This window comes from Polaromonas naphthalenivorans CJ2 (assembly GCF_000015505.1).
Classification (GTDB): domain Bacteria; phylum Pseudomonadota; class Gammaproteobacteria; order Burkholderiales; family Burkholderiaceae_C; genus Polaromonas; species Polaromonas naphthalenivorans.
In genome coordinates this window covers 3,268,297-3,290,321 of record NC_008781.1, presented here as the reverse complement: position 1 = coordinate 3,290,321, position 22,025 = coordinate 3,268,297, and the positions used below count along the sequence as shown (strand labels likewise).

The following is a 22,025-nucleotide window of genomic DNA, read 5'->3' as shown; positions in this document are numbered from 1 at the left end:
GCGTTGGGAAGGCACGCTTCGGTGCCGATGGAGTCAACTATGGGGACGCAGGCTTAGGTGAAACTTAAACCGCCCGGGCCGGCGCAAAGTACACCTCGACCTTCAGGCCGCCCAGGCGTTCGGAAGCGTCCAGCGCCAGCATCGCGCCGTGCCGGTCGGCAATCGCCTTGACGATGGCCAGCCCCAGGCCGCTGCCGGTTTCCTGCGCCGTGTCGCTGGCGCGAAAAAAGCGGTCAAACACGCGCGGGCGGTTTTCCGGCGCGATGCCGGGTCCGCTGTCCTCCACCGTCAGCACCGGCTGGCCTTGCCGCGGTTCCAGCGACACATCGACCTGGCCGCCCGGCGGCGTGTACTTGACGGCGTTTTCGAGCAGGTTGCGCAGCAGGATGCGCAGGGCCTCAAGCTGGCCGCTGACTTCGGGCATGGCCTGCACTCCCTGCGCCGACGGGTTTTCGGCCACGCCGAGGTCAATCTGCTTGTGCCGCGCCTGCGGCAGGACATCGGCCACGGCCAGCTGGACGACCTGGCGCAAATCGACCCGTGCGGCGGTGCCGGCGCCCTGGTCCGGGCCGGCTTCCTCGCGCGCCAGCAGCAGCAGTTGTTCGACGCCTCGAATCGCTCGGTCTATGCCTTGGTTGAGGCGCGCGATGCCGGCTTCGCGCGCGGCCGGGTCGGCGTCCAGGCGGCGCAGGGTTTGCGCCTGCAGCTTGAGCGCGGTCAGGGGCGAGCGCAGTTCATGCGCGGCATCGGCGACAAAATTCTTCTGCGTCTCGAAGGCATGGCGCACGCGGCCAAACAGCAAGTTGAGTTCATCGACCAGCGGCCGCACCTCGTCGGGCAGGCCGGCGGCATCGAGCGGCGAAAAATCATCGGCGGCGCGGCTGGCGACGACGCGGCGCGTGCGCTCTATCGGCGCCAGCGAGCGCTTGATGATCCACCAGACCGCCAGCATCAGGAGCGGCGTGAGCCAGGCAAACGGCAGCACCGCCCGCAGCGCCAGTGCGCGGGCTCTGGCCGTGCGGGCGCTCAGGTCTTGCGCGATCTGCACGGTTTGCAGCGGCGTTTGCAGCGTGTACACCCGGTAGCGGTTGCCGTGCGCCTCGACATCCGAAAAACCCAGCACCGCGCGCGGCGGCAGGGCCGAGCGGGTGGAGCGGAAAATCTGCGTGCCGTCCTGGCCCCAGATCTGCACATACAGGTCATAGCCCGGATCGTCTTCGGCCCCGGCTTGCGGCAGTCCGAGCGGAATGCCGCCTTGAAGCGAGCGCGCCATCTGCTGCAGGTGGTCGTCGAACATCGCATCGGCCTGCCGCAGCGCGCCCCGGTAGGCGGTGACGGCCTGCAGCACGGCGGCCAGCAAGATCGCCACCAGCACGAAGCCCAGCAGGCGGTGGCGCAAGGAATGGGCGCCGCTCATTCCTTGGGCACCACGTAACCCAGGCCGCGAACGGTCTGGATGAAGTCGTTGCCGAGCTTTTTGCGAACGCCGTGGATATACACCTCGACCGCGTTGCTGCTGACATCGTCCTTCCAGCTGAACAGCTTTTCTTCCAGCTGGGCGCGCGACAGCACCGCGCCGGGGCGGGCCAGCAGCGGCTCCAGCACCGCCCATTCGCGCGCCGAGAGCGACACCGGCTGGCCGTGCACCGTGGCTTCGCGGGTGGCCGGGTTCAGGCTCACACCCTTGTGCTCGAACACCGGCTCGCCCCGGCCGGCGCTGCGGCGCAGCAGGGCGCGAATGCGCGCCAGCAGCTCGTCGATGTCGTAGGGCTTGACCACGTAGTCGTCGGCGCCGGCATCGAGCCCGGCGATGCGGTCGCCGACGGCATCGCGCGCCGTGGCGACCAGCACCGGAACGCTCGCGCGCCGGGCGCGCAGCGCGCGCAGCACGTCCAGGCCGTCGCGCTTGGGCAGGCCCAAGTCGAGCAGCACCAGGTCGTATTGTTCGCTGCGCAGCGCCGCGTCGGCCATGACGCCATCGCGCACCCAGTCCACGGCGTAATGCTCGGCGCGCAGCACCTGCAGCACCGCCTCGCCGATCATGGCGTCGTCTTCTACCAGCAGCAGGCGCATGGGGGTTTTCCTTGAAGTCGCAAAGTCTGGAGTGTGCAGCTTAGACGAGGCTTAAAGGGCTGGCGTGTTGCCGAGGTCTTGATGCCAGCAGTCTGGCGGGGAGGCGGCAATGAAAAACCGGGCATTGCGCTGGTTCCGGCTGCTACATTTCCAGCCGGGACAAGTTGTCAGCCAGCTCGCGCACCCCAATCGCTTGCACATCTTCGCTGATGGGGTAACGCTCTAGCCCGGCGTGAACCACAAAACGTCTGGCGGGTTTCAGGTCTTCACAGGCTTCATAAAATCCTCGGGCAGGCTTGGCGGCGCGGCTGCGTTTCACTTCAATCGCCCAGCGCTCGCCGCCTGGCAGTTCCAGCAGCAGATCAATTTCGGCGCCGCCGGAGGTGCGGTAAAACCCCGGTACGGTGAATGCTGGCGCGGCATTGATCAGATTTTCAATGACAAAGCCTTCCCAGCTTGCCCCGACCACCGGGTGTCCCAGCAAGGCGTTCCTGTCGGCAATATTGAGCAGTGCATGAAGCAACCCGCTGTCACGGATATAAACCTTGGGCGACTTCACCAGGCGCTTGCCCACGTTGACGGGGTAGGGCTGGAGGCGTCGCACCAGCAGTAAATCCACCAGCAAATCGGTGTAACGGCTCACTGTCTGGCTGCTGACTTCAAGGCCTGCGGCCAGGCGTGATGCGTTGATCAAGCTGCCCTGGTTGTGTGCCAGCATGGTCCAGAACCGGCGCAAGGTTTCTGCCGGAATGCGCGCGCCAAACATGGGCACGTCGCGTTCGAGATAAGTTCTGAGCAGGTCTTTGCGCCAACTCAGGCTTTGCTGCTCGCCTGGCGCCAGAAAACCGTCAGGAAAGCCACCGCGTACCCACAAATTTTCAATCGCTTCGGCAGGCACCTCCAGAACACTTAACGGCGTCATGTCGATGTAGCTGATACGCCCGGCCAGACTTTCGCCGCTTTGGCGCATCAGGTCGAGCGATGCAGAGCCGAGCAGCAGGAAGCGCCCGGTGCGCTGCCCCCGGCGCCGGCCTTGGTCAATCAGGCCCCGCAGGGTCAGAAACAAGTCGGGCACCCGGTGAATTTCGTCCAGAATCACAAGCCGGTCTTCATACGCCGACAAAAAGACCGCCGCGTTAATCAACTTGTCTCGTTCTTGAATGTCTTCAAGATCAAGGTAAAGCGCGTTTTGCTCCTCGCCAATCTGGAGCGCCAAGGTGGTTTTGCCCACCTGACGCGGGCCAATCAAGGCCACGGAGGCTTGGCGAGACAGCGCTTGGCGGACAGTTGCTAGGATTTTTCTGGTTAACATCCATGCAAATTTACCATATGTTGGTTAATTTGCATAGATTTTGTACTTGTCGGCTGGGAGCTTCCCTCCTCAATCCCCGGCCCGCCCCCACACCAGCGCCAGCGCCTTGACTTTTTGCCACGGGCTGGCGCGTTCGTCCGACAGCACGTCCAGAAAGTCCGACAGGCGTTTTGACTTGACCATGGTGTAGATGGTCAATGCCATGGTCAGCACGAAGACGACGGCAAAGATCGACAGTTTGCGGCTCAATGGGGCTTCGGCCTCGGCCAGCAGATTCATGCCCAGAAAGCCGGTGGTCACCGTGCCGATCAGGCCAAAGATGGTCACCACCGTCAGCCGCACCACGGTGTTGGCCTGGCGGCGCAGGCTGTCGGCGTCCAGGTACTGGTTCATTTCGGCAATCCGCTCCTTGACCTCCTTGTACAGCGGGTCCAGCTCAAGGTGGCCGGCGCACATGCGAAACAGCGCGCGCACCTGGGCCTGTTCGGACACCTCGTGAAACCAGTAGCGGTGCGTGAAGCGCAAAAAACCGGCAAAGCTATCGCGTATCGTGCGCTTGAAGCGGCGCACGCTGGCGGTGTCGGTGATGTCCAGGTTTTTCAGGGCTTCGGCCAGCCGGTCCGAGAACATCAGCAAGGCCGCTTTCTGGAAATGGGCAATCAGGAACAGCAGGAAATGCTGGTGCCGGAACTGCGCCAGCACGCCGCGTTCCGGGCAGACGAAAAACGGGCTTTGCGCATCGCCCAGCACCAGCAGCGTATGCCCGGTGCACACATAACGGGTGTTGGGCGCGGCGCCGCTGTCGGTCCAGAAACGGTCATAGCAATAGCGCTTTTCGAAGTCGGCCAGGTGCTCTTGGGCATACGGCAGGCGGGTGTCATGGCTTGACGCGGCCGGTCCGGTCACCAGCCCGAGGCGGATCAGGTCGGCGCGGCTCAGCGCCTGCGGGTTGTCCAGTGCCAGAAAGGCCAGCTGCGGCATCCGGTAGTACTCGATTTGCCGATAGCGCAGGTTCCCGGCCTGGCCGGAATGGTCGCCCACCAGGGGCTGCAGCAGCCAGGCCCAGTGGGCGGCGACGCGGGGCGCGCGGTGGCTGCTGACATGGTCCATGAAGATGTCGCGCTGGCCGGCATCCGAGCGGGCCAGCACCTGGCCCTCGTGGCCCAGCCATTCGGCGTCAAGCAGGCAGTGCTGCGCATTGCCGCTAGCGTCCCAGCTTGCCGGATAGCCCCGGCCAAAGCGGTACAGCAAGTCCTGCGCCTGGGCCAGCGTCAGGTCGCTGGCGCTGACCTCGACATAGAGCAGCACCAGGTCCACGTCGAGGAAAAAGTAAAGGTCCACATGGGCGATATCGAGCGTCATCGGCGGCGCCCCCGGGTGCGGCACCGCACGCATGGCGCTGACATCGCTGCGGCGAAACACCCGCATCGGCGAGCCTGCCGTCGCCTCTGTGCCTTTGGGGCGCCCTTCGCCGTAGAGGAAGCGCTGCACAAAGGGAAGAAAGCTCACGAATTCGTTGTAGTGGCGTTCCTTGAAGCGGCCGCTGCCGCCGGTGTATTCATCCACCACTTCACGCCAGGGCGAGGCCTCGCCCATGTCCGCCAGCAGTTGCCAGGGCTTGGCCTGCTGGCCCTCCGAACCCCGAACCGGCATCAGGCGCAAGGGCCACAGCAGGATCTGGCGGAACTGCCGCACGCAGGCTGGGTGGGATTCAATAGGCATACTGGACACTTTCCATCACAAGGGAAGCGCAAAGTGTACGGGCCGCCTGTCCTGGTTCAGGCCCTGAAACGCCAACGGCGCCCGAAGGCGCCGTTGGCGGGTGACTGCCCGAAGGCAGTGGGGTCTTCAAGCCGACTTGGTGACTTTCTTGACCGCGTCGGATGCCTGGGTGGCAGCGGCCGTGAAGTTCGACTGGGCCGTTTCAACCGCTTTTTTGGTTTGCGTCTGAACCGACTCAATGGCGTTTTGACCGGAGCTGAGTGCATCCTTGAAGGCGGTCACGATCGTTTCGCTGCCGGCAGGCGCGTTCTTGGTCAGGTTTTCCAGCACGTCGCCGAACGCCTTTTGTGCTTCGGCCGTCTTGGCTTCAACGGCTTTGGTGAATTCGGCGCCGCTGTCAGTCACGATGGTTTGCAGGTGCTGGGCATAGGCGGCGGTCTTGTCGGCCATGGGCTTGAGCAGGCCGGATTGCAGAGCCATCAGTTCTTTCGGATCCTTGATCGCCATGACGGTCTGGACATGGGTGAAGGATTCGCTCAAGGCAGCCTTGGAGGCGGCCATGTTCAACTCGACCAGCTTTTCGACGCCGGCAAAAGCCTGGGTGGTCAGGTCGGTCAGCGATTGCAGGTTGGCTTTGTTGGTGGCGATGAATTGTTCGGCGGCGTTGTTCATATCGGCTTTCTGGGTTAACTGGGCAAATCGGTTTCCTGCACAGCCAATGCCGTGTGGGATTGTTTATGCTGCAGTGCAACATGGTTTGAATTATAGGGAAAACCCGAGGGCTTGGGAAGTTTTTGTTGCACTGCAACAATTATTAGAGGTGTTGCCCTAGCTTTTTATCTCAAGGTGATGTTGGAGACGCCACCCGATAACACGCCAGAGGCGCCAGACCTTAAATGGATAGCAGCAATGCTCTTGCCGCCTCCTCTATTCGGAATAGGATTGGTGCTGTCCTTTTTCTTCATACAGTTTGTTTTTGGGTGGATAGGCAAAGGCTTTGCCCAAAACCAGCCCAAGTAGCTCCAATCTCCACCAGAACGGCCCCAGAAGCCATTTTTTAATTCCTGGCGGGCGGTAATCGCGATGGCACATGAGGCGCAAGCCGGTAAAAGCCTTTGCAAAAATTCAAATCGTTACTACAATTTGAATAATGAAAATTGAGTTCGACGCCAGCAAGAACGACCGGAACATCCATGAGCGAAGCCTGTCGTTTGAGTGTGCCGCCGACTTTGATTTCAACACCGCCATCGTGCAGCAGGATGTGCGCAAACCGTACCCCGAAGTTCGCTTCGTGGCGCTTGGTTTTCTGGATGCACGGCTGCATGTGCTGTGCTTCACGCCGATTGATGGCGGCATCCGCGTCATCAGTTTTCGCAAGGCCAACTCTCGGGAGATCAGAAGTTATGAACAAACGCGCCCCACTTATTGACAAAGACGGCGAAGTCCGTGAACTGACGGCTGAAGACATGCGGCGCTTCAAGCCCGCCCACGAGGTGCTGCCGCTAGAGTTGCAAAAGACGCTGGGGATGCGGGTGCGCGGGCCGCAAAAGGCGCCGCCCAAGGTGTCCACCACCATCCGCCTCTCGCCCGAGGTGGTCGAGGCTTTCCGGGCAGGGGGCGATGGCTGGCAAACGCGCATCGATGCGGCGCTCAAGGACTGGCTGCGGACGCACTCGCCGGTGTGAAGCTTTGACCGTTGTAAACGCGGCGGCTGGGTTCGCGCCTGCGCGGGAATGGCGGATTGCGGATCAGTCAATCACCCCAGCCGCGCCCGGTGCCGCGCAATCTGCGCGCGCACCTGCGCGGGCGCCGTCCCTCCCAGAATATTCCGCGCGTTCAGCGAGCCGCGCAGGCTCAGCACTTCATACACATCCTTTTCAATCGACGGGTTGAACTCCTGCAGCACCGCCAGCGGCAACTCCGACAGATCGACCTGGTGCGTCGTGGCGGCCTTGACCGCGTGGGCGACGGTTTCATGCGCGTCGCGGAAGGGCAGGCCTTTTTTCGTCAAATAGTCGGCCAGGTCGGTCGCCGTGGCGTAGCCGCGCAGGGCGGCGCGCTCCATCGCTTCGGGCTTGACGGTGATGCCGCCGACCATTTCGGCAAAGATGCGCAACGTGTCTTTCAGCGTGTCCACCGTGTCGAACAGCGGCTCCTTGTCTTCCTGGTTGTCCTTGTTGTAGGCCAGCGGCTGGCCTTTCATCAGCGTGATCAGGCCCATCAGGTGGCCGACGACGCGGCCGGTCTTGCCGCGCGCGAGTTCGGGCACGTCGGGGTTTTTCTTCTGCGGCATGATCGACGAGCCGGTGGTGAAGCGGTCGGCGATGTTGATGAAGCCGAAGTTCTGGCTCATCCACAAAATCAGCTCTTCGCTGAAGCGGCTGATGTGCACCATCGCCAGCGATGCGGCTGCCGTGAATTCAATCGCGAAGTCGCGGTCGCTCACCGCGTCCAGGCTGTTCTGACAGACCTGCGGCTGGCCTTGCTCATCGACCATTCCCAGGGTGGTGGCGACGCGTTCGCGGTCCAGCGGGTAGCTGGTGCCGGCCAGCGCGGCGGCGCCCAGCGGCAGGCGGTTGACGCGGCGGCGCACTTCGAGCATGCGCTCGGCGTCGCGGCTGAACATCTCGACATAGGCCAGCATGTGGTGGCCAAAGCTCACCGGCTGGGCGACCTGCAGATGCGTGAAACCGGGCAGGATCACTTCGACGTTTTTATCGGCGATCTCGACCAGCGCCTTTTGCAGGTCCGTCAGCAGGCCGCCGATCAGGTCGATTTCGCCGCGCAGCCACAGGCGCACGTCGGTGGCGACCTGGTCGTTGCGCGAGCGGCCGGTGTGCAGGCGCTTGCCGGGGTCGCCGACGAGCTGGGTCAGCCTGGCCTCGATGTTCAGGTGAACGTCTTCGAGGTCCAGCTTCCATTCAAATTCGCCGGCTTCGATCTCGCGCGTGATTTGCGCCATGCCGTACTGGATGGCGGCGTGGTCGGCCGGGGCGATGATGCTTTGGGCGGCGAGCATGTCGGCGTGCGCCAGCGAGCCGGCGATGTCGGCCTGCCAGAGCCGCTTGTCGAAAAACACGCTGGAGGTATAGCGCTTGACCAGGTCGCTCATGGGTTCGGAAAACAGGGCGGACCAGGCTTGGGATTTCTTGTCGAATTGATTCACGTCGGGCTTTCTTGAGGGGCAGGCTCGGTGCGGGTTGAAAAGAGCGCTGTGTGGGAGCGATTAGCCGGTGGCTGAAATAGTGTTCAGCGCAGTAGCCTGAAGGCCTTGACCGGTGCAATACTCATCACGCTAATTTTATCTGCGCGCCTGCCTGCATGAAAATCACCCCTCGGACTGAAGAACGACCACCCCCCTGCTTTCCTTCGATGACCCCGACCACCGCCTCCCAGAACTTTGACGATTCCACGCTGCATGGCGGCTTGACGCCGGCCGACGGAATTGCCGCCGTGTCTCCGTTCGTGCCGAGCGCCATGCTGTTTGACACCTGCCATGTCGGCGTGGTGCTGCGGGTCGTGCTGCTGGTGCAGGCGGTCGTGGGCGTGGGCGCCATGTTTGGCACGGCCGAGCCGCTGGACTGGCTGCTGCGGTTTTCACTGCTGACCGGCGGCGTGCTGCCCGCCACGCTGGCCTGGCTGATTGCCGTCTGCGTCTTCAAGGGCCGGCTGAACCGGCTTGATGTTTCGTTGCAGTGGCTGGCCGGCACCGTCATGGGCGCCGTGGCCGGTGTCTATGGCTGCGGCCTGCTGTCGCTGATGGGGCTCTTGCTGCCGGCTCCGTGGTGGGCCAGCGGCGCGTCGGGCGTGCTGCTGTCGGCGATGGTGCTGGCTGGCCTTTTCTGGCGCGCCAAGGCCAGGACGCCAGCGGCCACGGCAGCGCGGCTGGCCGAGTTGCAGTCGCGCATCCGGCCGCATTTTCTGTTCAACACGCTCAACAGCGCGATTGCGCTGGTGCGCGCCGAGCCGGCCAAGGCCGAGGCGGTGCTCGAAGACCTGAGCGAGCTGTTTCGCAGCGCGCTGGCCGACCCGGCCGAGTCGGTCACGCTGGGGCAGGAAATCGCGCTGGCGCAGCGCTACCTGGAGATCGAGCAGATCCGCTTTGGCGAGCGCCTGCGCGTGCAGTGGAGCCTGGACGCGAGTGCCGACGCGGCCCGGTTGCCGCCGCTGCTGCTGCAGCCGCTGGTGGAAAACGCCGTGCGGCATGGCGTGGAGCCCAGCGCCAGCGGCGCGCAGCTCAGGATTTCCACGCTCAGGCGCGGCGGCAGCGTGGTCATCAAGGTGACCAATTCGGCGCCCGCCGGAAGCGGCCAGCCGGGCCACGGGCTGGCGCTGACCAATGTGCGCGAGCGCCTGTTCCTGCTGCACGATGTGCAGGCCCAGTTCAAGACCGCGTTCAAGGACGGCCTGTTTCAGGTCAGGCTGGAGATTCCGCTGTGAGAGATTTGAAAATACTGTTGGTCGATGATGAAGCGCTGGCCAGATCGCGCCTGCGCACCTTGCTGGGCGACTGCACGGCGCCTTCCGCCGTGGTGGCGGCCGAGGCCGCCGACGCGGTGCAGGCCATGGGGGCGCTGCAGCGCCAGCCGTTCGATGCGGTGCTGCTCGACATCCACATGCCCGGCATGGATGGCATGGCGCTGGCGCGAACCCTGGCTGGCTTGCCCCGGCCGCCGGCCGTGGTGTTCGTCACCGCGCACGCCGGGCACGCGGTGCAGGCCTTCGAGCTGGACGCGGTGGACTACCTGACCAAGCCGGTGCGGCTGGAGCGGCTGCAGCAGGCGCTACAAAAAGTAGAGCGGCTTGTGCAATCCAGGCTTGCGCAGGAGCCCGAAAAGCCTGAAGAAACCTTGATCATCCAGGACCGGGGCCGGACCGAGCGCGTGCCGCTGTCGGAGGTGCTGTACTTCAAGGCCGAGCTGAAATACATCACCGTGCGAACCGCCAGTCGCAGCTACATCCTGGACGGCTCGCTCAATGAACTTGAAGCGCTTCATGGCGGCCAGTTCATGCGGATTCACCGCAATGCCCTGATTGCCCGGCGCGCGGTGCGTGCGCTGGAAAAGCATTTCGACCCGGAGGAGGGCGAAGGCTGGGCCGTGCGGCTCAACGGCATCGGCGAGCTGCTGGCGGTGTCGCGCCGGCAGTTGGCCGCCGTGCGGGACGCCATCGCCGGCTGATGCCGGCAAGCGGCCAGGCTGGCAGCTGCTGCGTTTCATGGCGCGCGTCCTATGGTTTTTTGGAATTATTCCGTGTTCAATATTCAAACAAGCCACGAGATGGCACCGATGGCCGGTGTGCCTGGCAGGGTTGACAAGGAAAAAGATGACTGAAGAAATCGTGGCAAACGTGCCACCTGCCGAGCTTGAGGAAGAAGATGTCACGGCGTTCCCGGAGCCGGAACGCCTGCTTCTTCACATGCCGGTGGATGTGCGCAATCTCTCGCTGGTCATTCTGGCGATTCTGGCCGGCCTGTTCGTGCTGCAGTGGGCGCGCGCCGTGTTCATCCCGATCATGCTCAGCGTGCTGTTCAGCTATGCGTTTTCGCCGCTGGTCAACTGGCTGGAGTTCAGGCGCGTGCCGCGCTGGCTGAGTTCGGCCGTACTGCTGCTGGCCATCCTGGGCGCGATGGGCTCGGGCGCCTACCTGCTTCGGCTGGAAGCCGCGCAACTGATCGAGGCCTTGCCGGCTGCGGCGCAAAAGCTGGGCCGGGCGCTCAAGTCGAGCAGCGGCAAGTCCGAAAGCGCGCTGGAAACGGTGCAAAGGGCCGCCTCCCAGATCGAGCAGGCCACCCGGGAGAGCGCTGCCGTGACCGGCCCGAACCGGGGCGCCACGCGCGTCGTGATCGAGGCGCCGCGCTTCAACATCAAGGACTATCTGTGGACCGGCACCGTCGGCCTGCTCGCGCTGATCGGGCAGGTGACCGTGGTGGTGTTTTTGACCTATTTTTTGATGCTCTCGGGCGACACCTTTCGCCGCAAGCTGGTCAAGCTGGCGGGGCCGAGCCTGAGCAAGAAAAAAGTCACGCTGCAGGCGCTGCATGAGATTTCCGGGCAGATCCAGCGCTACCTGCAGGTGCAGTTGCTGACCAGCGCGCTGGTGGGCGTGCTGACCGGGCTGGCCCTGATGTTCCTCGGGCTGGAGAATGCCGGGGCCTGGGGCGTGGTGGCCGGCGTGCTCAACCTGGTGCCCTACATCGGCTCGCTGATCACGGCGGCGGCTTCGGCGCTGGTGGCCTTCCTGCAGTTTGGCTCGATCAACATGGCGCTGGCGGTGGGTGGCGCGTCGGTGCTGATCCACACGCTGGTCGGCAACCTGCTCACGCCCTGGCTGACCAGCCGCGCCAGCCGGCTCAGTCCGGTGGCGGTGTTCATGGGGCTGCTGGCCTGGGGCTGGCTGTGGGGCGTGTGGGGCTTGCTGCTGGGCATTCCGATCCTGATGATCGTCAAGTCGGTGTGCGACCGGGTTGAGGATTTGAAGCCGATTGGGGAGTTTCTGGGGTCGTGATTCAAGGTGTTTTTTTGGTGTTTTATTGCTTTTTCGCAGGTAGGGTAAGCGCAAGAGGCTATTGAATTAATAGCAAAACAAGGCAGACAAGAAGGAAACCGTTTTTCCATGCACCTGCCGCACCGCCGGCTGCCTGGGCTACAGATTTTTCAGGCTGACACTCAACTGCTTTCCCGCCGTGGCCGTGATGCGCCAGTCATCGCCATGCTCGTCGATGGTGGCCGTGCCTTCGGTCACGACGGGTCTGGCGAAGCGGCGCTTGGGAATCCACCAGGCCATGTGCGCCAGATCCTCGGCCTGGGCCTTGAGCAGCAGGCCGCCTGGACGGCTGTCGAGCTGCCACTGGACTTGCTCGCGGCGCGTCAAAAAATCCGCAGCCTGGGTCATCGTGATCCAGTTGCAGCGTCCGGCCTCGCGGCAGGCCTTGATGGTGTTGACGAAACGGTTCACCGCATTGAGGTAGAGCACCGCGCCGGGCGGATGAAAGTACACCAGCCGCAACACCTGTTCGCGCTCGACGAATTTGCCGACCTCGTTCAGCCAGTTTTCATAATTCGCGGCGGGAACATGCTGAAAGAACGCATCTTCGGCAGTGGCGACCGGTCCCACGGTCAGCACCGGAAAGGCCCACATGCTGCTCATCCGCTGCGTGTCCAGCCAGGCGTGGGTCGGTCCCATGCCGACATTGCCCGTCTGGTAATAGCCCACGAAGCCCCGGCTCTCCAGCCAGCGGGTGACCCACGGCGGCTGATTGCCGACCGGCGCTGAATACTCGCGCGGGGGAGCGCCCGCGATTTCGGTCATCGTCTGGTGATTCAGCGTCAGGTACTGCTCGTAGTCGGCCTGGTTGCCGGCGTTGATGTTGTTGCCAAAATAATTGTGAATCCAGCCGCCATGATTGCCCAGCGCATGGCCCTGGGCCATCAGCCCCTTGATCAGGCCGCGCACTTCGGGGTCGTTAGGCACGTTGAGGCCGCCGCCGTCTCCGGGCAGGTTCACATCCGGCCCCGCCGTGAAGTGAAATGAGAACGGGCCTTCGTTGAAGATGCCCGCGTCCTTCAGCAGCTTCAGCGAGGGCAATGCGGGCTTGGCATCGACATGCCAGTTGAGCACGATGCCTCCCTTGCCGTCGGGCGTGCCGGCAAGACGCGGCTGATACAGCATGTCCCCGGCAAAGTAACGCAGGAAACTGTGCAAAAAAATGCCGTCGGTGCGCTGCTTCAGGTAGGTCAGCGGGAAATTGACAAACAGGGTTTCGCCCTTGCCAAAGCGGTGGCGGCTGGCCAGGGTACCGCCGTCTTCATTGCTCATCAGGGGCTGCGACGGTTTGCCGCGCGTGACCAGCGTGGCGAAAGACTGGGGCAGCTTGCTGTAATCGAAGATCAGGGCGGAAAAATCTGCGTGGGCATCGTCCGAAGGCCCCGCCCTGACAGGAAAAGTCATCTCTTTCGACGCGAATCGTCCCGGCGGAATATGCAGCTGTTCCATCACGCTGGCTTGCGCCAGCCCGAACTGGCTGCGCTTGGCCAGGCCCTGGCCGAGTTCTTCGTACATGCCGTAGTCCACCCCCGCCAGGTCTGAAAACCGCGACTTGCCGGGGGGGTAAAAGCCGTTGGCCGTGAGCAGGCCGCCGTCGTACACCAGCATCAAATGCCCGCCGTCCGCCACATAGCTGCGCAGCAACTTCACCACGCTGTCGTCCACGCGGCGGTGAAAAGTGTCCGGCAGGATGACGCCCTCCCATTTCACCCCGCGCAGCAAGGCAGTGCGCACCCAGTCGCTGACTTTGATCGGCTGCAGGCGCACGCCTTCCTCGTGGGCGGCGTCCAGCCACATGCGGATGAAGTGAGCGTCTTCGGCCAAGTCATCGGGCAGCAGCAGCGCAATGCTGGCGGGTGCCAGTTGCGCTGGACTCTTCGACTGGCCCCAGGCAAAAAAACCGATCAGCAAGGCAGCGGCGATGATCGTGATTCTTGTCACCGCAAGGACTTTTTTCATGGGCCGTTCCGGGTCTGGAAACTTGCACGATCTGCAATGGATGTGGCCTGCAACCCAGACCTGTTTTAACCGATCAATTAAGCACGGGCGGTGCTGGCCGGGTCAATACCCAGTTCCTGGGTAAGTTTTGAAAAGAAAGTCAAGCAGACCTCGAATGTCTGGGCAATGAGGCATTAAAAATGCCTTTAGCGCAAGCAGGACGGGCGCAAGCAGCTATTGAATTGATAGTGAAGCAGAAACGGCCGGCACCGCTTCTCCGACCACCTGCAAGACCGCCTGCTCGGGCAGCGTGTCCAGCTCGATCCATTCGCCCCAGGCCAGTTGCTGATCGGCCTTGACCGGCCTGCCGTCCGTGGGTTTGCGCTGCCAGCGCACCGTGATGTCATAGCCTTGCAGCAACAGGTGCAGCTCCACCGCCGGCCAGTGCGCGGGCAGGCGCGGCGACAGCGACAGGCGGCCTGGCTGCACCGCCAGGCCCAGCAGGGTTTCCACCGCTGCCCGGTACAGCCAGGCGGCCGAGCCGGTGTACCAGCTCCAGCCGCCCCGGCCCATGTAGGGGGCGGCGCTGTACACGTCGCCGGCCATGACATAAGGCTCCAGCTCGTAGGCCGCACCGCGCGCGGGATGGGCGCTGCGGTGCGCCGGGCTCAGATACTCGAAGCTGCGCCAGGCGCCTTCGGCGTCGCCGCTCAGGGCCTGCGCCATCAGTGCCCAGACGCCGGCGTGCGAATACTGGCCGCCGTTCTCGCGCACGCCCGGCGGGTAGGCCTGGATGTAGCCGGGGTTGTTGGCCGACTGCTCGAACGGCGGGTCGAGCAGGCGCAGCAGGCCGGCTTTCTCGTCGATCAGCTGGTTGTTCAGCGCCAGCATCGCCGAGCGGGTGAAGGCCGGCGTCGAGGCGCCGGACAGCACCGCCCAGGCCTGGGCAATCAGGTCGATGCGGCATTCGTCGTTGGCGTCCGAGCCGAGCGGCGCGCCGTTGTCGAAAAAGGCGCGGCGGAACCAGGCGCCGTCCCAGCCGGCGTCGTGCAGCGCGGCCACCCAGCCCCGGCGCGCATCCAGCCAGCGCTGGGCGCGCGCATCGTCGCCGCGCATCCGGGCGAAGGGCACGAAGCCCTCGACCACGCTGCACAAAAACCATCCCAGCCAGACCGATTCGCCGCGCCCCTCGTGGCCGACGCGGTTCATGCCGTCGTTCCAGTCGCCGGTGCCCATCAGCGGCAGGCCGTGGCTGCCCACCGCCAGGCTGCGGTCGATGGTGCGGGCGCAGTGCTCATAGACGCTGGCGGACTGCTCGCTAGTTTGCGGCTCGTAGTAGGCGTCTTCAGCGCCTTCGGGAATCGGCGGGCCGTCGATGAAGGCCACCTGTTCGTCGAGCACGCCCATGTCGCCGCTGGCCTGCAGGTAATGCGTGCAGGCATACGGCAGCCAGAGCAGGTCGTCCGAAAAATGGGTGCGCACACCTTCGCCGCCGGGTGCGTGCCACCAGTGCTGCACGTCACCCTCGGGGAACTGGCGCGATGCGTTGAGCACGATTTGTGCGCGCAGGCGCGCCGGGTCGGCCAGCGCCAGCGCCATCGAGTCCTGCAACTGGTCGCGAAAGCCCGAAGCGCCGCCGGCCTGGTAGAAGCCGGCCTTGGACCAGAGCCGGCAGGCCACCGTCTGGTACAGCAGCCAGTGGTTGACCAGGGCATCGAATTTGGCGTCGGGCGTCTTGACCTGCACCTTGCCCAGCAAGGCGGACCAGGCGGCCCTGACGTCGGCCAGCGCCTGGCTGCAGGCAGGCGGGGTCCAGCGGGCCGCCATCTGCTCGGCCGCCGCCGCGTCATCGGCATGGCCGAGGATGAAGCTGAAGACCAGTTCTTCGGATCCGGTCACGGCAAATTCGCTGACCAGGCAGGCGCAGGGGTCAAACCCGCTGCCGCTGCGGCTGGCCAGCGCGGCGGGCAGGACGATGCGGCCTAGCGTGTCGAAAAATTCGCTCCGGTCGCAGGTCCATTGCAGCTTGGCCGCCGTGCCTGCCAGGGACAAAAACACCGTTCGTCCGCCATAGCCGTCGCGGGTTTCCTGCTGCTGGGCGAACAAGGCCGGCTGCGCCGGATGCTTCCAGGTCTGCAGGGTGCGCCGCCGGCCGCGCGCATCGCCCATCTGCCACTCCACCATGGCGACCGCCCGCAGGCGCCTGCGGCCACCTCTGTCCAGCCGCACCTTGACCTGGACCACCTTGACGGCTTCCTGCATGGCGGCGAAAAAAGTTGTTTCCACCTGCAGTCCGCCCTGCAGCCCCTGAAACACCGAATAGCCCTGGCCGTGGCGCACCCGCCAGCGGCTGCTGCCGGCCGCCAGCACCGAAGGCGCCAGCGGAAAAATCTGGCCGCTGTCGATGTCCTGCAGCAGCCAGTGCTCGAAGGCCGGGTCGCGCACCGGGTCGTTGGACCACGGCGTGAGCTGGTGCATGCGGCTGTTGCCGGCCCAGGTCATGCCGCTACCGGTTTCCGACACCTGAAAGCCGAACCCGGGATTGGCGATGACATTCACCCAGGGGCGCGCCAGCGACTGGCCGCCCTGCAGTTCAAACCAGAATTCGCCATTCGCCGGGTCGAACTGGCCGGCCGCGTCCAGCAGCGTCGAAATTTGCGTATCGGCTTCGTTCCAGGCCACGAAGGGCCGGCCCGAAAGCGGCGTCCCGGCCACCGTGCTGGCTTGCGGCAGCGGCCAGACGCCGGCGCGCAAGGCGGCCACCTGAACTTCCAGCGGCCGGCCGTCGGCGGTGAGGACGACCCGCGCCAACCCGGCCAGCGCGATTTTTTCGGCGCTGGCGGTTTCCTGGTCGCGCAGCAGGTAAAAGCTGGACGACAGCCCGGCGCCTTTCGGAAAGCTGTTCTGCACGTTTTGCATCAGCCGGTCGCGCAGCGCCAGGATGTCGCGCTGCAAGGGCATGAGGTAGGAGTTGGGTTCGTTGTTGATGACCACCAGGTCCACCGCCAGGCCGCCAAAAGTCCACCACGGCTGGGCGCGCAGCAGGGCATGCACCAGCGGCAGTCCGCTGGCCGACTGGATGCGCACCAGCACGATCGGCTTGTCGCCCGAAATGCCGAAGCGCCACAGCTGGCGCTGGTCCAGCGGCCCGGCCTTGGCGGTCAGCCGGGGCGTGCTGTACATCAGGGCGGTGGTCAGGTCCTGCAGCGTCAGGTGCTCTTCGGGCGTCAGCGTCAGGTCGCGCAGCCGCACCTGCGCCAGCGTGGCGGCCATGCGGGTGGCGCGCACGACATGCATGGGCTGCAGGTACTTGTCGATGCGCGCGCTCAGTTCTTCTTCGGTTTGCGCCGCCGCCGTGGCAAAGCTCAGCCGGGCCACGGCGCCGGGCGCCAGCCGCAGCTTCAGGCGCAGGCTGGCCACCGGGTCCAGGCCGTTGACCGGGTTGCCGCCGGCATCCATGGCCTGGGGCAGCAGGGCGGGCTGGTGCGCGGGCTGGTTGCGGCCGGCAAATGCCCGGCGGTCGGCAATGCAGTCCATCGACAGCAAATCGGCATCGACCTCGGCCAGGAAGTGCGCCACCGCCATTTGCGCATCGCCATGCAGGCGCGGCGTGCGCTGAAGCAGCAGGGCGCGCCATTGCGGCTCCCAGCGGGTCTGTATGAACAGGTTGGAAAACGCCGGATGGGCTTCATCGGCGCGCGGGTCGGCCAGCACCGCCTCGAAGCACGACACCAGCTCAATCACGCGCTCGGTGCGGCCGGTGTTGTGCAGCAGCACGGTGCGCAGTTCGGTGTCGTCCTCGGGGCTGACCAGCACGGTGATGCTGGCGCTCAGCTCATCGCCCTCGGCATCGAACTGCACCCGGTCGGCCATGAAGCGCGCCTGGTAGCGCCAGCCCGGCAGGGGTGCCGGTGCGGCGGTCAGCGAGCCGACCCGGTCCTGCCCGCCCTGGCGCAGGTAAAAGAAACTGCCGTAGCCGTCGCGCAGCAGGTCGTCGCGCCAGCGCGTGATGTTGCGGCCCTGCCAGCGGCTGACACCGGCGCCGCTGGCGCGCAGGGCCACGTTGTAGCGCCCGTTGGACAGCAGGTGCGTGGGTTTCCAGCCAGGCTGGGCCGGGTCCAGGTCGCGCGAATGGAACACCGGCTCGCTGTCGTGGCTGTCGGGTTCGGGCGGCAGGCGCGGGCTGGCGCTTTCAATGATCTGGCGCGGCGTGCGTTCATGCAGCAGCGCTTCATGCGCGGCCACCTGGGGCTCGCTGGCAAACCAGCGCCGGGGCGCGTCAGCGCACAGCACGTTGCACAGCGCCACCAGCGACATGCCCTGGTGGTGCGCCATGAAGGCCTGGACGATGCTGAAGGCCTGCTTTTCAGGCTGGCGCGACGCCGTGAAATCGAGCGCTTCGAACAGTCCCAGCTCGCCGCGCGCGCCCAGCGCTTCGAGCCGCTTCAGGTTGGCGACCGCCGCTTCGGGCTCAAACAGCATGGCCAGCATGGTCGCGTAGGGCGCCACCACCTGGTCGGTCGGTGGCGTGCGCCGCAGCGCCAGGCGCGGCACGCCAAAGGGCGAATACTGGTAGGCCAGCGAATGGTCCTGGGCAAAATAGGCCGATTCGGACACGCCCCAGGGCAGGTGCTGCTGCTGGCCGAAATCGCGCTGAACGGCAATGGCCGAGCGCGCCATGGTCTGCAGCAGGCCGTGCGCGGGCTCGTGCATCAGCAGCGACGGCATCAGGTATTCGAACATCGAACCCGACCAGGAGGCCAGGCCCGGCACGCCGCCCACCGACAGGAAAGGCCGGCCCAGCGCGCTCCAGTGGCGCTTGGGCACGTCGCCCTTGGCAATTGCCAGAAAGCTGGTCAGCCGCGACTCGGACGCCAGCAGGTCGTAGTAGCTGGCGTCGAGCACCTGCTCGTCCACCCGCAGGCCGATATGGAACAGGTGGCGCTTGCCGTCATACAGTCCCCTGAAATCCATCGCGCGGTACAGGCTGCGGCAGCGCTCGGCCAGGCTGAGCAGCGCTGGCCGGTCCTCGCTGCCGTGGGCATCGTCCTGCGCCAGCTTGATGCAGCCCTGCGCCACGGCCAGCAGCAGGCCGGCCAGGTTGCCGCTGTCCACGGCCGACACATAGGCCGGATGCATGACCTCCAGCGTGCGGGTGTCGTACCAGTTGAGCAGGTGGCCGTTGTGCTTGCTGAGCTTGTCAATGCTGCCGAGCGAGCCTTCAAGCCGCTTGACGACTTCGCCGGTACTGATCCAGCCGAATTCGCGGGCGCAGCAGACGGCCAGCAGGTACAGCCCGATGTTGGTCGGCGAAGTGCGGTGCGCCAACGTGGGGTCTGGCGCCAGCTGCAGGTTGTCGGGCGGCAGGTGGTTGTCGTCGGGGCCGACGCAGCGCTCGAAAAAACGCCAGGTGTCGCGCGCCAGCGCCAAGAGGTAGCGCTTGTCCCCGGCGTGCAGCGCATGCGCCGTGCGGCTTGAACGGGGCTGGCTGGCCCACCAGGTGGCCAGCGGTGACGCGCCCCAGCACAGGAACAGGATGATGCCGGCCCACGGATGGACGGCCCAGGGCGCGGTCATGGCCAGCGCCGCGCACAGCAGCGATGCGGGCGCATGCTGGCGCACGAACACGAACAACTCGTTGCGCGACGCAGACTGCGCCTGCGCCGCCGTGGTCCATTCCATCAGCCGGCGGCGGCTGACGGCCATGCGCCAGACGGAACGCAGCGCCGCATCGAGCAGCATGAGCGCCTGCGCCGGTATCTGGCTGAACTGCCAGGCGGCCGCACCCAGCGTGCTGCGCAACTCGGCGCGCCCGCCGCGAAAAAAGTGGCGCCAGGCAATGCCCGTGCGTGTTGGCACCAGGCCCGCCAGCGCGCCCAGCAGCGGCCCGGCCAGCAGCGCCGCAATGACCGCCAAAAATGCCGTGCCCAGGGGCAGTGCGCCGGTAAAGATCACCCAGGCGAGCAGGACGAACGCGGCCGGCAGCACCAGCGAGCGGCGCAGGTTGTCAATCATTTTCCAGACGCCCAGGGCGTCAATGCCGTACTTTCGTGCGTTCCAGAGCAGTGGAATCAGCTGCCAGTCGCCGCGCGTCCAGCGGTGCTGGCGCGATGCGGCCACGCCGGCATGGTGCGGCGCGTCCTCGACCAGCACCACATCGCTGACAAAGCCGCAGCGCGCAATGCTGCCTTCAAGCAAATCGTGGCTAAGCACGGCCTCGCTGGGCAGGCGCTGGTCCAGCACGGCATGCACGGCCTTGACATGCAGCAGCCCCTTGCCGCTGAAGCTGCCGGTGCCGAACAAATCCTGGTACACGTCGGACACGCCGCTGCTGTAGGGGTCGATGCCGCAGCGGCCGGCGAACAGCCGGTGGTAGGCGGTGTTCTGGGCCGGGCCGGGCAGGGGCGTCACCATGCGCGGCTGCAGGATGCCGTAGCCGCCGACGACCCGGCGCAGGCCGCTGTCAAGCTGCGGTGTGTTCAGGGGATGGGCGGCAATCGCCACCAGTTCGCGCAGCGCGCCGGGCGGCAGGCCGGTATCGCTGTCCAGCGTGACCACGTAGCGGATGTTGTCCGCCAGCCGCAATGGGGCTGCCAGCGGCATGAAGCCTTCCATGCTGCCGGTGGCCAGCAGGCGCAGCAACTGCTCCAGCTTGCCGCGCTTGCGCTCCCAGCCCAGCCAGCGTTGCTGGGTTTCGCACCAGCTGCGCGGCCGGTGCAGCAGCAAAAAGCGCGGCGGGCAGCCGGCTGGCGCCGGATAACGCGCGTTCAGCGCAGCCAGCTCGGCCAGCGCACCGTGCAGCAGGCCGGCGTCGCCGGGCAGGGTGGCGCCAGGCGCATCGACCCAGTCGGTCAGCAGGGCAAACTGGGCTTCGTTTTCGCGGTTGGCCAGCCAGTGGAACTCCAACTGGCGCACCAGTTCATGGCTGGACGCGCCAGAAGTCAGCAGCGTCGGGATCACCACCAGAACCCGGTGCCCGGGCGTGATGCCGTCCGGGAAACTGAGCCGGGGCAGGGGCTGCACCTGCAGCGACTCGGCAATCAGGCGATGCACGAAAGCTGAAGCCGCCTCGAAGGCGGGTCCGGCCAGCAGGAACAGCGCCACCAGGGCCGGCCACCGCTGCCAGTCGGCATGGCGCGCGGCCAGCAGCACCACCAACAGCGTTGCCAGGACGATGACGCCGATATACAGGGGCAGCCGCCACCTGCGCCAGTTCCTGCGCTTCAAGGCACGCTGCGCGGGCAGGCCAAGGGCCGCTTCCAGTTGCGCGCGGCCGCCGCCGATCAGGTAGAAGCCGGCGGTTCGCTCGGCGGCGTCCGCCGGCAGGCTGTCGGGTACGGCCTGGGCCGCCTTGACGACGGCTTCGGCCGTTTCGCGCTCCGTTTTCCCGCTGTCGCGCGCCAGCTGCTCCATGGCGCGGGTGATCTGCTGGCGCGTGAGTTCGCTTTCGTGGCAAAACCCGGGCAACTGCCGCAGCACCTGCAAGGACCGGCTGACCGGCTCGATCAGATCGACCCAGTCAATCTGGCCAATCACGCGCAGCGTGGTGATGATGTTGCCGACGGTCAGGTTGGACGCCACCTGCGCGCTCTGGCTTTCCAGCATCAGCGCATGGCCGTCGGGGCAGTTCTTGGCGGTCCAGCGCACCAGTGTCGGCAAATTGGCCGGCAACTCGGTCGGCATGCGCTGCCACAGCTGGGTCAGGTAGCTGCGCTGCACGCCGCGCTGCTGCATCAGGCTGCTGACGGCATCCAGGTCGGAGTCGTCCAGTTTCTGTCCGCTGTCCCAGACGGCATGGGCGACTTCGCGCGCCAGCTTGCTCAGCGCAATGTCGTCGGCCATGCGGCGCAGGTTTTCGAGCAGCACCACGCGCAGCGTCGTCGGCAGGGCCCACAACTCGCTCAGCCGCAGTTCGCTGCAGGTCTGGTAGGCGTTCAGGAAGGCGGTGAACACTTCCGGGTTCAGCACGCTGTCGGTGTGCGCCACATAGGCCCAGGCGATGCCGTACACGCGCGGCAGTCCCTGCAGCGGCAGGGCGGCCAGCTTGGGCAGCCGGGCATAAAAGCGGCGCGGCACCCCTTCGCGGATTTGCTGCAGCTGGGCTTCGATCAGCGGGAAATTGTCCAGCAGCCATTCGGCGGCCGGCGTGGCGTAGTGGCCGCTGAGCGAGGTCAGCGCAACATAGTCATAGGAGGCCCGCAACGCGGCCAGGTTTTCTTCAACGCGCGGAAAAAACGGCGCGTGGCGCAGCGACTGGGCGTCGGTTTCAATGACCTGCGCCTGCGCCAGGCTGCAGCCGTGCTCCTCGAAGCGCTGAATACCGAACAACTCTGCCCGGATCGGCGGCTCGGCGGGTTCATCATGGGAAAGGAGGATTTTTCGGGCATGCGGGCTGAGCGTTGCCAGCCGCTCCAGGACGGCAGGGTTCACCCGC

General features: G+C 65.4%; 14 protein-coding genes. 5 read left to right on the top strand and 9 right to left on the bottom strand.

What is annotated here, in order from left to right; translation table 11 throughout:
- Positions 1 to 64 precede the first annotated feature (64 nt).
- From PNAP_RS15530 to PNAP_RS27680, 6 genes are all read right to left on the bottom strand, one after another.
- Positions 65 to 1,417 carry an ATP-binding protein gene (locus tag PNAP_RS15530; protein ID WP_011802477.1) on the bottom strand — a complete coding sequence of 451 codons (1,353 nt, stop codon included), beginning with the start codon at positions 1,415 to 1,417 and terminating at the stop codon, positions 65 to 67.
- On the bottom strand, positions 1,414 to 2,073 hold the full coding sequence (locus PNAP_RS15525) for a response regulator (RefSeq protein ID WP_011802476.1): 660 nt from the start codon (positions 2,071 to 2,073) through the stop codon (positions 1,414 to 1,416). Before PNAP_RS15525 ends, PNAP_RS15530 begins: the two co-directional genes overlap by 4 nt.
- A gap of 142 nt (positions 2,074 to 2,215) precedes the next feature.
- Positions 2,216 to 3,385 carry an ATP-binding protein gene (locus PNAP_RS15520; RefSeq protein ID WP_011802475.1) on the bottom strand — a complete coding sequence of 390 codons (1,170 nt, stop codon included), beginning with the start codon at positions 3,383 to 3,385 and terminating at the stop codon, positions 2,216 to 2,218.
- Between the two features lie 69 nt (positions 3,386 to 3,454).
- Positions 3,455 to 5,107, bottom strand: coding sequence for a magnesium transporter CorA family protein (locus tag PNAP_RS15515; protein WP_011802474.1), 1,653 nt, complete (start codon positions 5,105 to 5,107; stop codon positions 3,455 to 3,457).
- Positions 5,108 to 5,233: 126 nt separating this feature from the next.
- Complete coding sequence (locus tag PNAP_RS15510; RefSeq protein ID WP_011802473.1) at positions 5,234 to 5,779, bottom strand: phasin family protein; 546 nt, start codon at positions 5,777 to 5,779, stop codon at positions 5,234 to 5,236.
- A gap of 255 nt (positions 5,780 to 6,034) precedes the next feature.
- Positions 6,035 to 6,199: a hypothetical protein gene (locus PNAP_RS27680; RefSeq protein WP_198140647.1), complete on the bottom strand. Its 165-nt coding sequence runs from the start codon at positions 6,197 to 6,199 to the stop codon at positions 6,035 to 6,037.
- A gap of 58 nt (positions 6,200 to 6,257) precedes the next feature.
- Between PNAP_RS27680 and PNAP_RS15505 the strand changes: the two genes are divergently transcribed.
- The gene (locus PNAP_RS15505; protein ID WP_011802471.1) at positions 6,258 to 6,536 is read left to right on the top strand and encodes a BrnT family toxin; all 279 of its coding nucleotides are present in this window, start codon (positions 6,258 to 6,260) and stop codon (positions 6,534 to 6,536) included.
- Positions 6,511 to 6,792 carry a BrnA antitoxin family protein gene (locus PNAP_RS15500; protein ID WP_011802470.1) on the top strand — a complete coding sequence of 94 codons (282 nt, stop codon included), beginning with the start codon at positions 6,511 to 6,513 and terminating at the stop codon, positions 6,790 to 6,792. Before PNAP_RS15505 ends, PNAP_RS15500 begins: the two co-directional genes overlap by 26 nt.
- A 71-nt stretch (positions 6,793 to 6,863) precedes the next feature.
- Here the strand turns inward: PNAP_RS15500 and argH are convergent, their stop codons facing one another.
- Positions 6,864 to 8,273: an argininosuccinate lyase gene (gene argH, locus PNAP_RS15495; protein WP_011802469.1), complete on the bottom strand. Its 1,410-nt coding sequence runs from the start codon at positions 8,271 to 8,273 to the stop codon at positions 6,864 to 6,866.
- Positions 8,274 to 8,479: 206 nt separating this feature from the next.
- Between argH and PNAP_RS15490 the strand changes: the two genes are divergently transcribed.
- The 3 genes from PNAP_RS15490 to PNAP_RS15480 all read left to right on the top strand — a co-directional run bounded on the left by PNAP_RS15490 (position 8,480) and on the right by PNAP_RS15480 (position 11,614).
- Complete coding sequence (locus tag PNAP_RS15490; protein ID WP_041376746.1) at positions 8,480 to 9,547, top strand: sensor histidine kinase; 1,068 nt, start codon at positions 8,480 to 8,482, stop codon at positions 9,545 to 9,547.
- 5 nt (positions 9,548 to 9,552) lie between these two features.
- Positions 9,553 to 10,287 carry a LytR/AlgR family response regulator transcription factor gene (locus PNAP_RS15485; protein WP_041376745.1) on the top strand — a complete coding sequence of 245 codons (735 nt, stop codon included), beginning with the start codon at positions 9,553 to 9,555 and terminating at the stop codon, positions 10,285 to 10,287.
- Between the two features lie 145 nt (positions 10,288 to 10,432).
- Positions 10,433 to 11,614: an AI-2E family transporter gene (locus tag PNAP_RS15480; protein ID WP_011802466.1), complete on the top strand. Its 1,182-nt coding sequence runs from the start codon at positions 10,433 to 10,435 to the stop codon at positions 11,612 to 11,614.
- A gap of 138 nt (positions 11,615 to 11,752) precedes the next feature.
- On the opposite strand, the gene PNAP_RS15475 is transcribed toward PNAP_RS15480, so the two are convergent.
- Positions 11,753 to 13,612, bottom strand: a complete 1,860-nt coding sequence (locus PNAP_RS15475; protein ID WP_011802465.1) for a polysaccharide deacetylase family protein — start codon at positions 13,610 to 13,612, stop codon at positions 11,753 to 11,755.
- Positions 13,613 to 13,825: 213 nt separating this feature from the next.
- On the bottom strand, positions 13,826 to 22,021 hold the full coding sequence (locus tag PNAP_RS15470; RefSeq protein ID WP_011802464.1) for a GH36-type glycosyl hydrolase domain-containing protein: 8,196 nt from the start codon (positions 22,019 to 22,021) through the stop codon (positions 13,826 to 13,828).
- Positions 22,022 to 22,025: the final 4 nt, after the last annotated feature.

Excerpts from the sequence above, each read along its gene's own strand:
- PNAP_RS15530 (WP_011802477.1), bottom strand. The coding sequence starts at position 1,417 with ATGAGCGGCGCCCATTCCTTGCGCCACCGCCTGCTGGGCTTCGTGCTG.
- PNAP_RS15525 (WP_011802476.1), bottom strand. The coding sequence starts at position 2,073 with ATGCGCCTGCTGCTGGTAGAAGACGACGCCATGATCGGCGAGGCGGTG.
- PNAP_RS15520 (WP_011802475.1), bottom strand. The coding sequence starts at position 3,385 with ATGTTAACCAGAAAAATCCTAGCAACTGTCCGCCAAGCGCTGTCTCGC.
- PNAP_RS15515 (WP_011802474.1), bottom strand. The coding sequence starts at position 5,107 with ATGCCTATTGAATCCCACCCAGCCTGCGTGCGGCAGTTCCGCCAGATC.
- PNAP_RS15510 (WP_011802473.1), bottom strand. The coding sequence starts at position 5,779 with ATGAACAACGCCGCCGAACAATTCATCGCCACCAACAAAGCCAACCTG.
- PNAP_RS27680 (WP_198140647.1), bottom strand. The coding sequence starts at position 6,199 with ATGTGCCATCGCGATTACCGCCCGCCAGGAATTAAAAAATGGCTTCTG.
- PNAP_RS15505 (WP_011802471.1), top strand. The coding sequence starts at position 6,258 with ATGAAAATTGAGTTCGACGCCAGCAAGAACGACCGGAACATCCATGAG.
- PNAP_RS15500 (WP_011802470.1), top strand. The coding sequence starts at position 6,511 with ATGAACAAACGCGCCCCACTTATTGACAAAGACGGCGAAGTCCGTGAA.
- PNAP_RS15490 (WP_041376746.1), top strand. The coding sequence starts at position 8,480 with ATGACCCCGACCACCGCCTCCCAGAACTTTGACGATTCCACGCTGCAT.
- PNAP_RS15480 (WP_011802466.1), top strand. The coding sequence starts at position 10,433 with ATGACTGAAGAAATCGTGGCAAACGTGCCACCTGCCGAGCTTGAGGAA.
- PNAP_RS15475 (WP_011802465.1), bottom strand. The coding sequence starts at position 13,612 with ATGAAAAAAGTCCTTGCGGTGACAAGAATCACGATCATCGCCGCTGCC.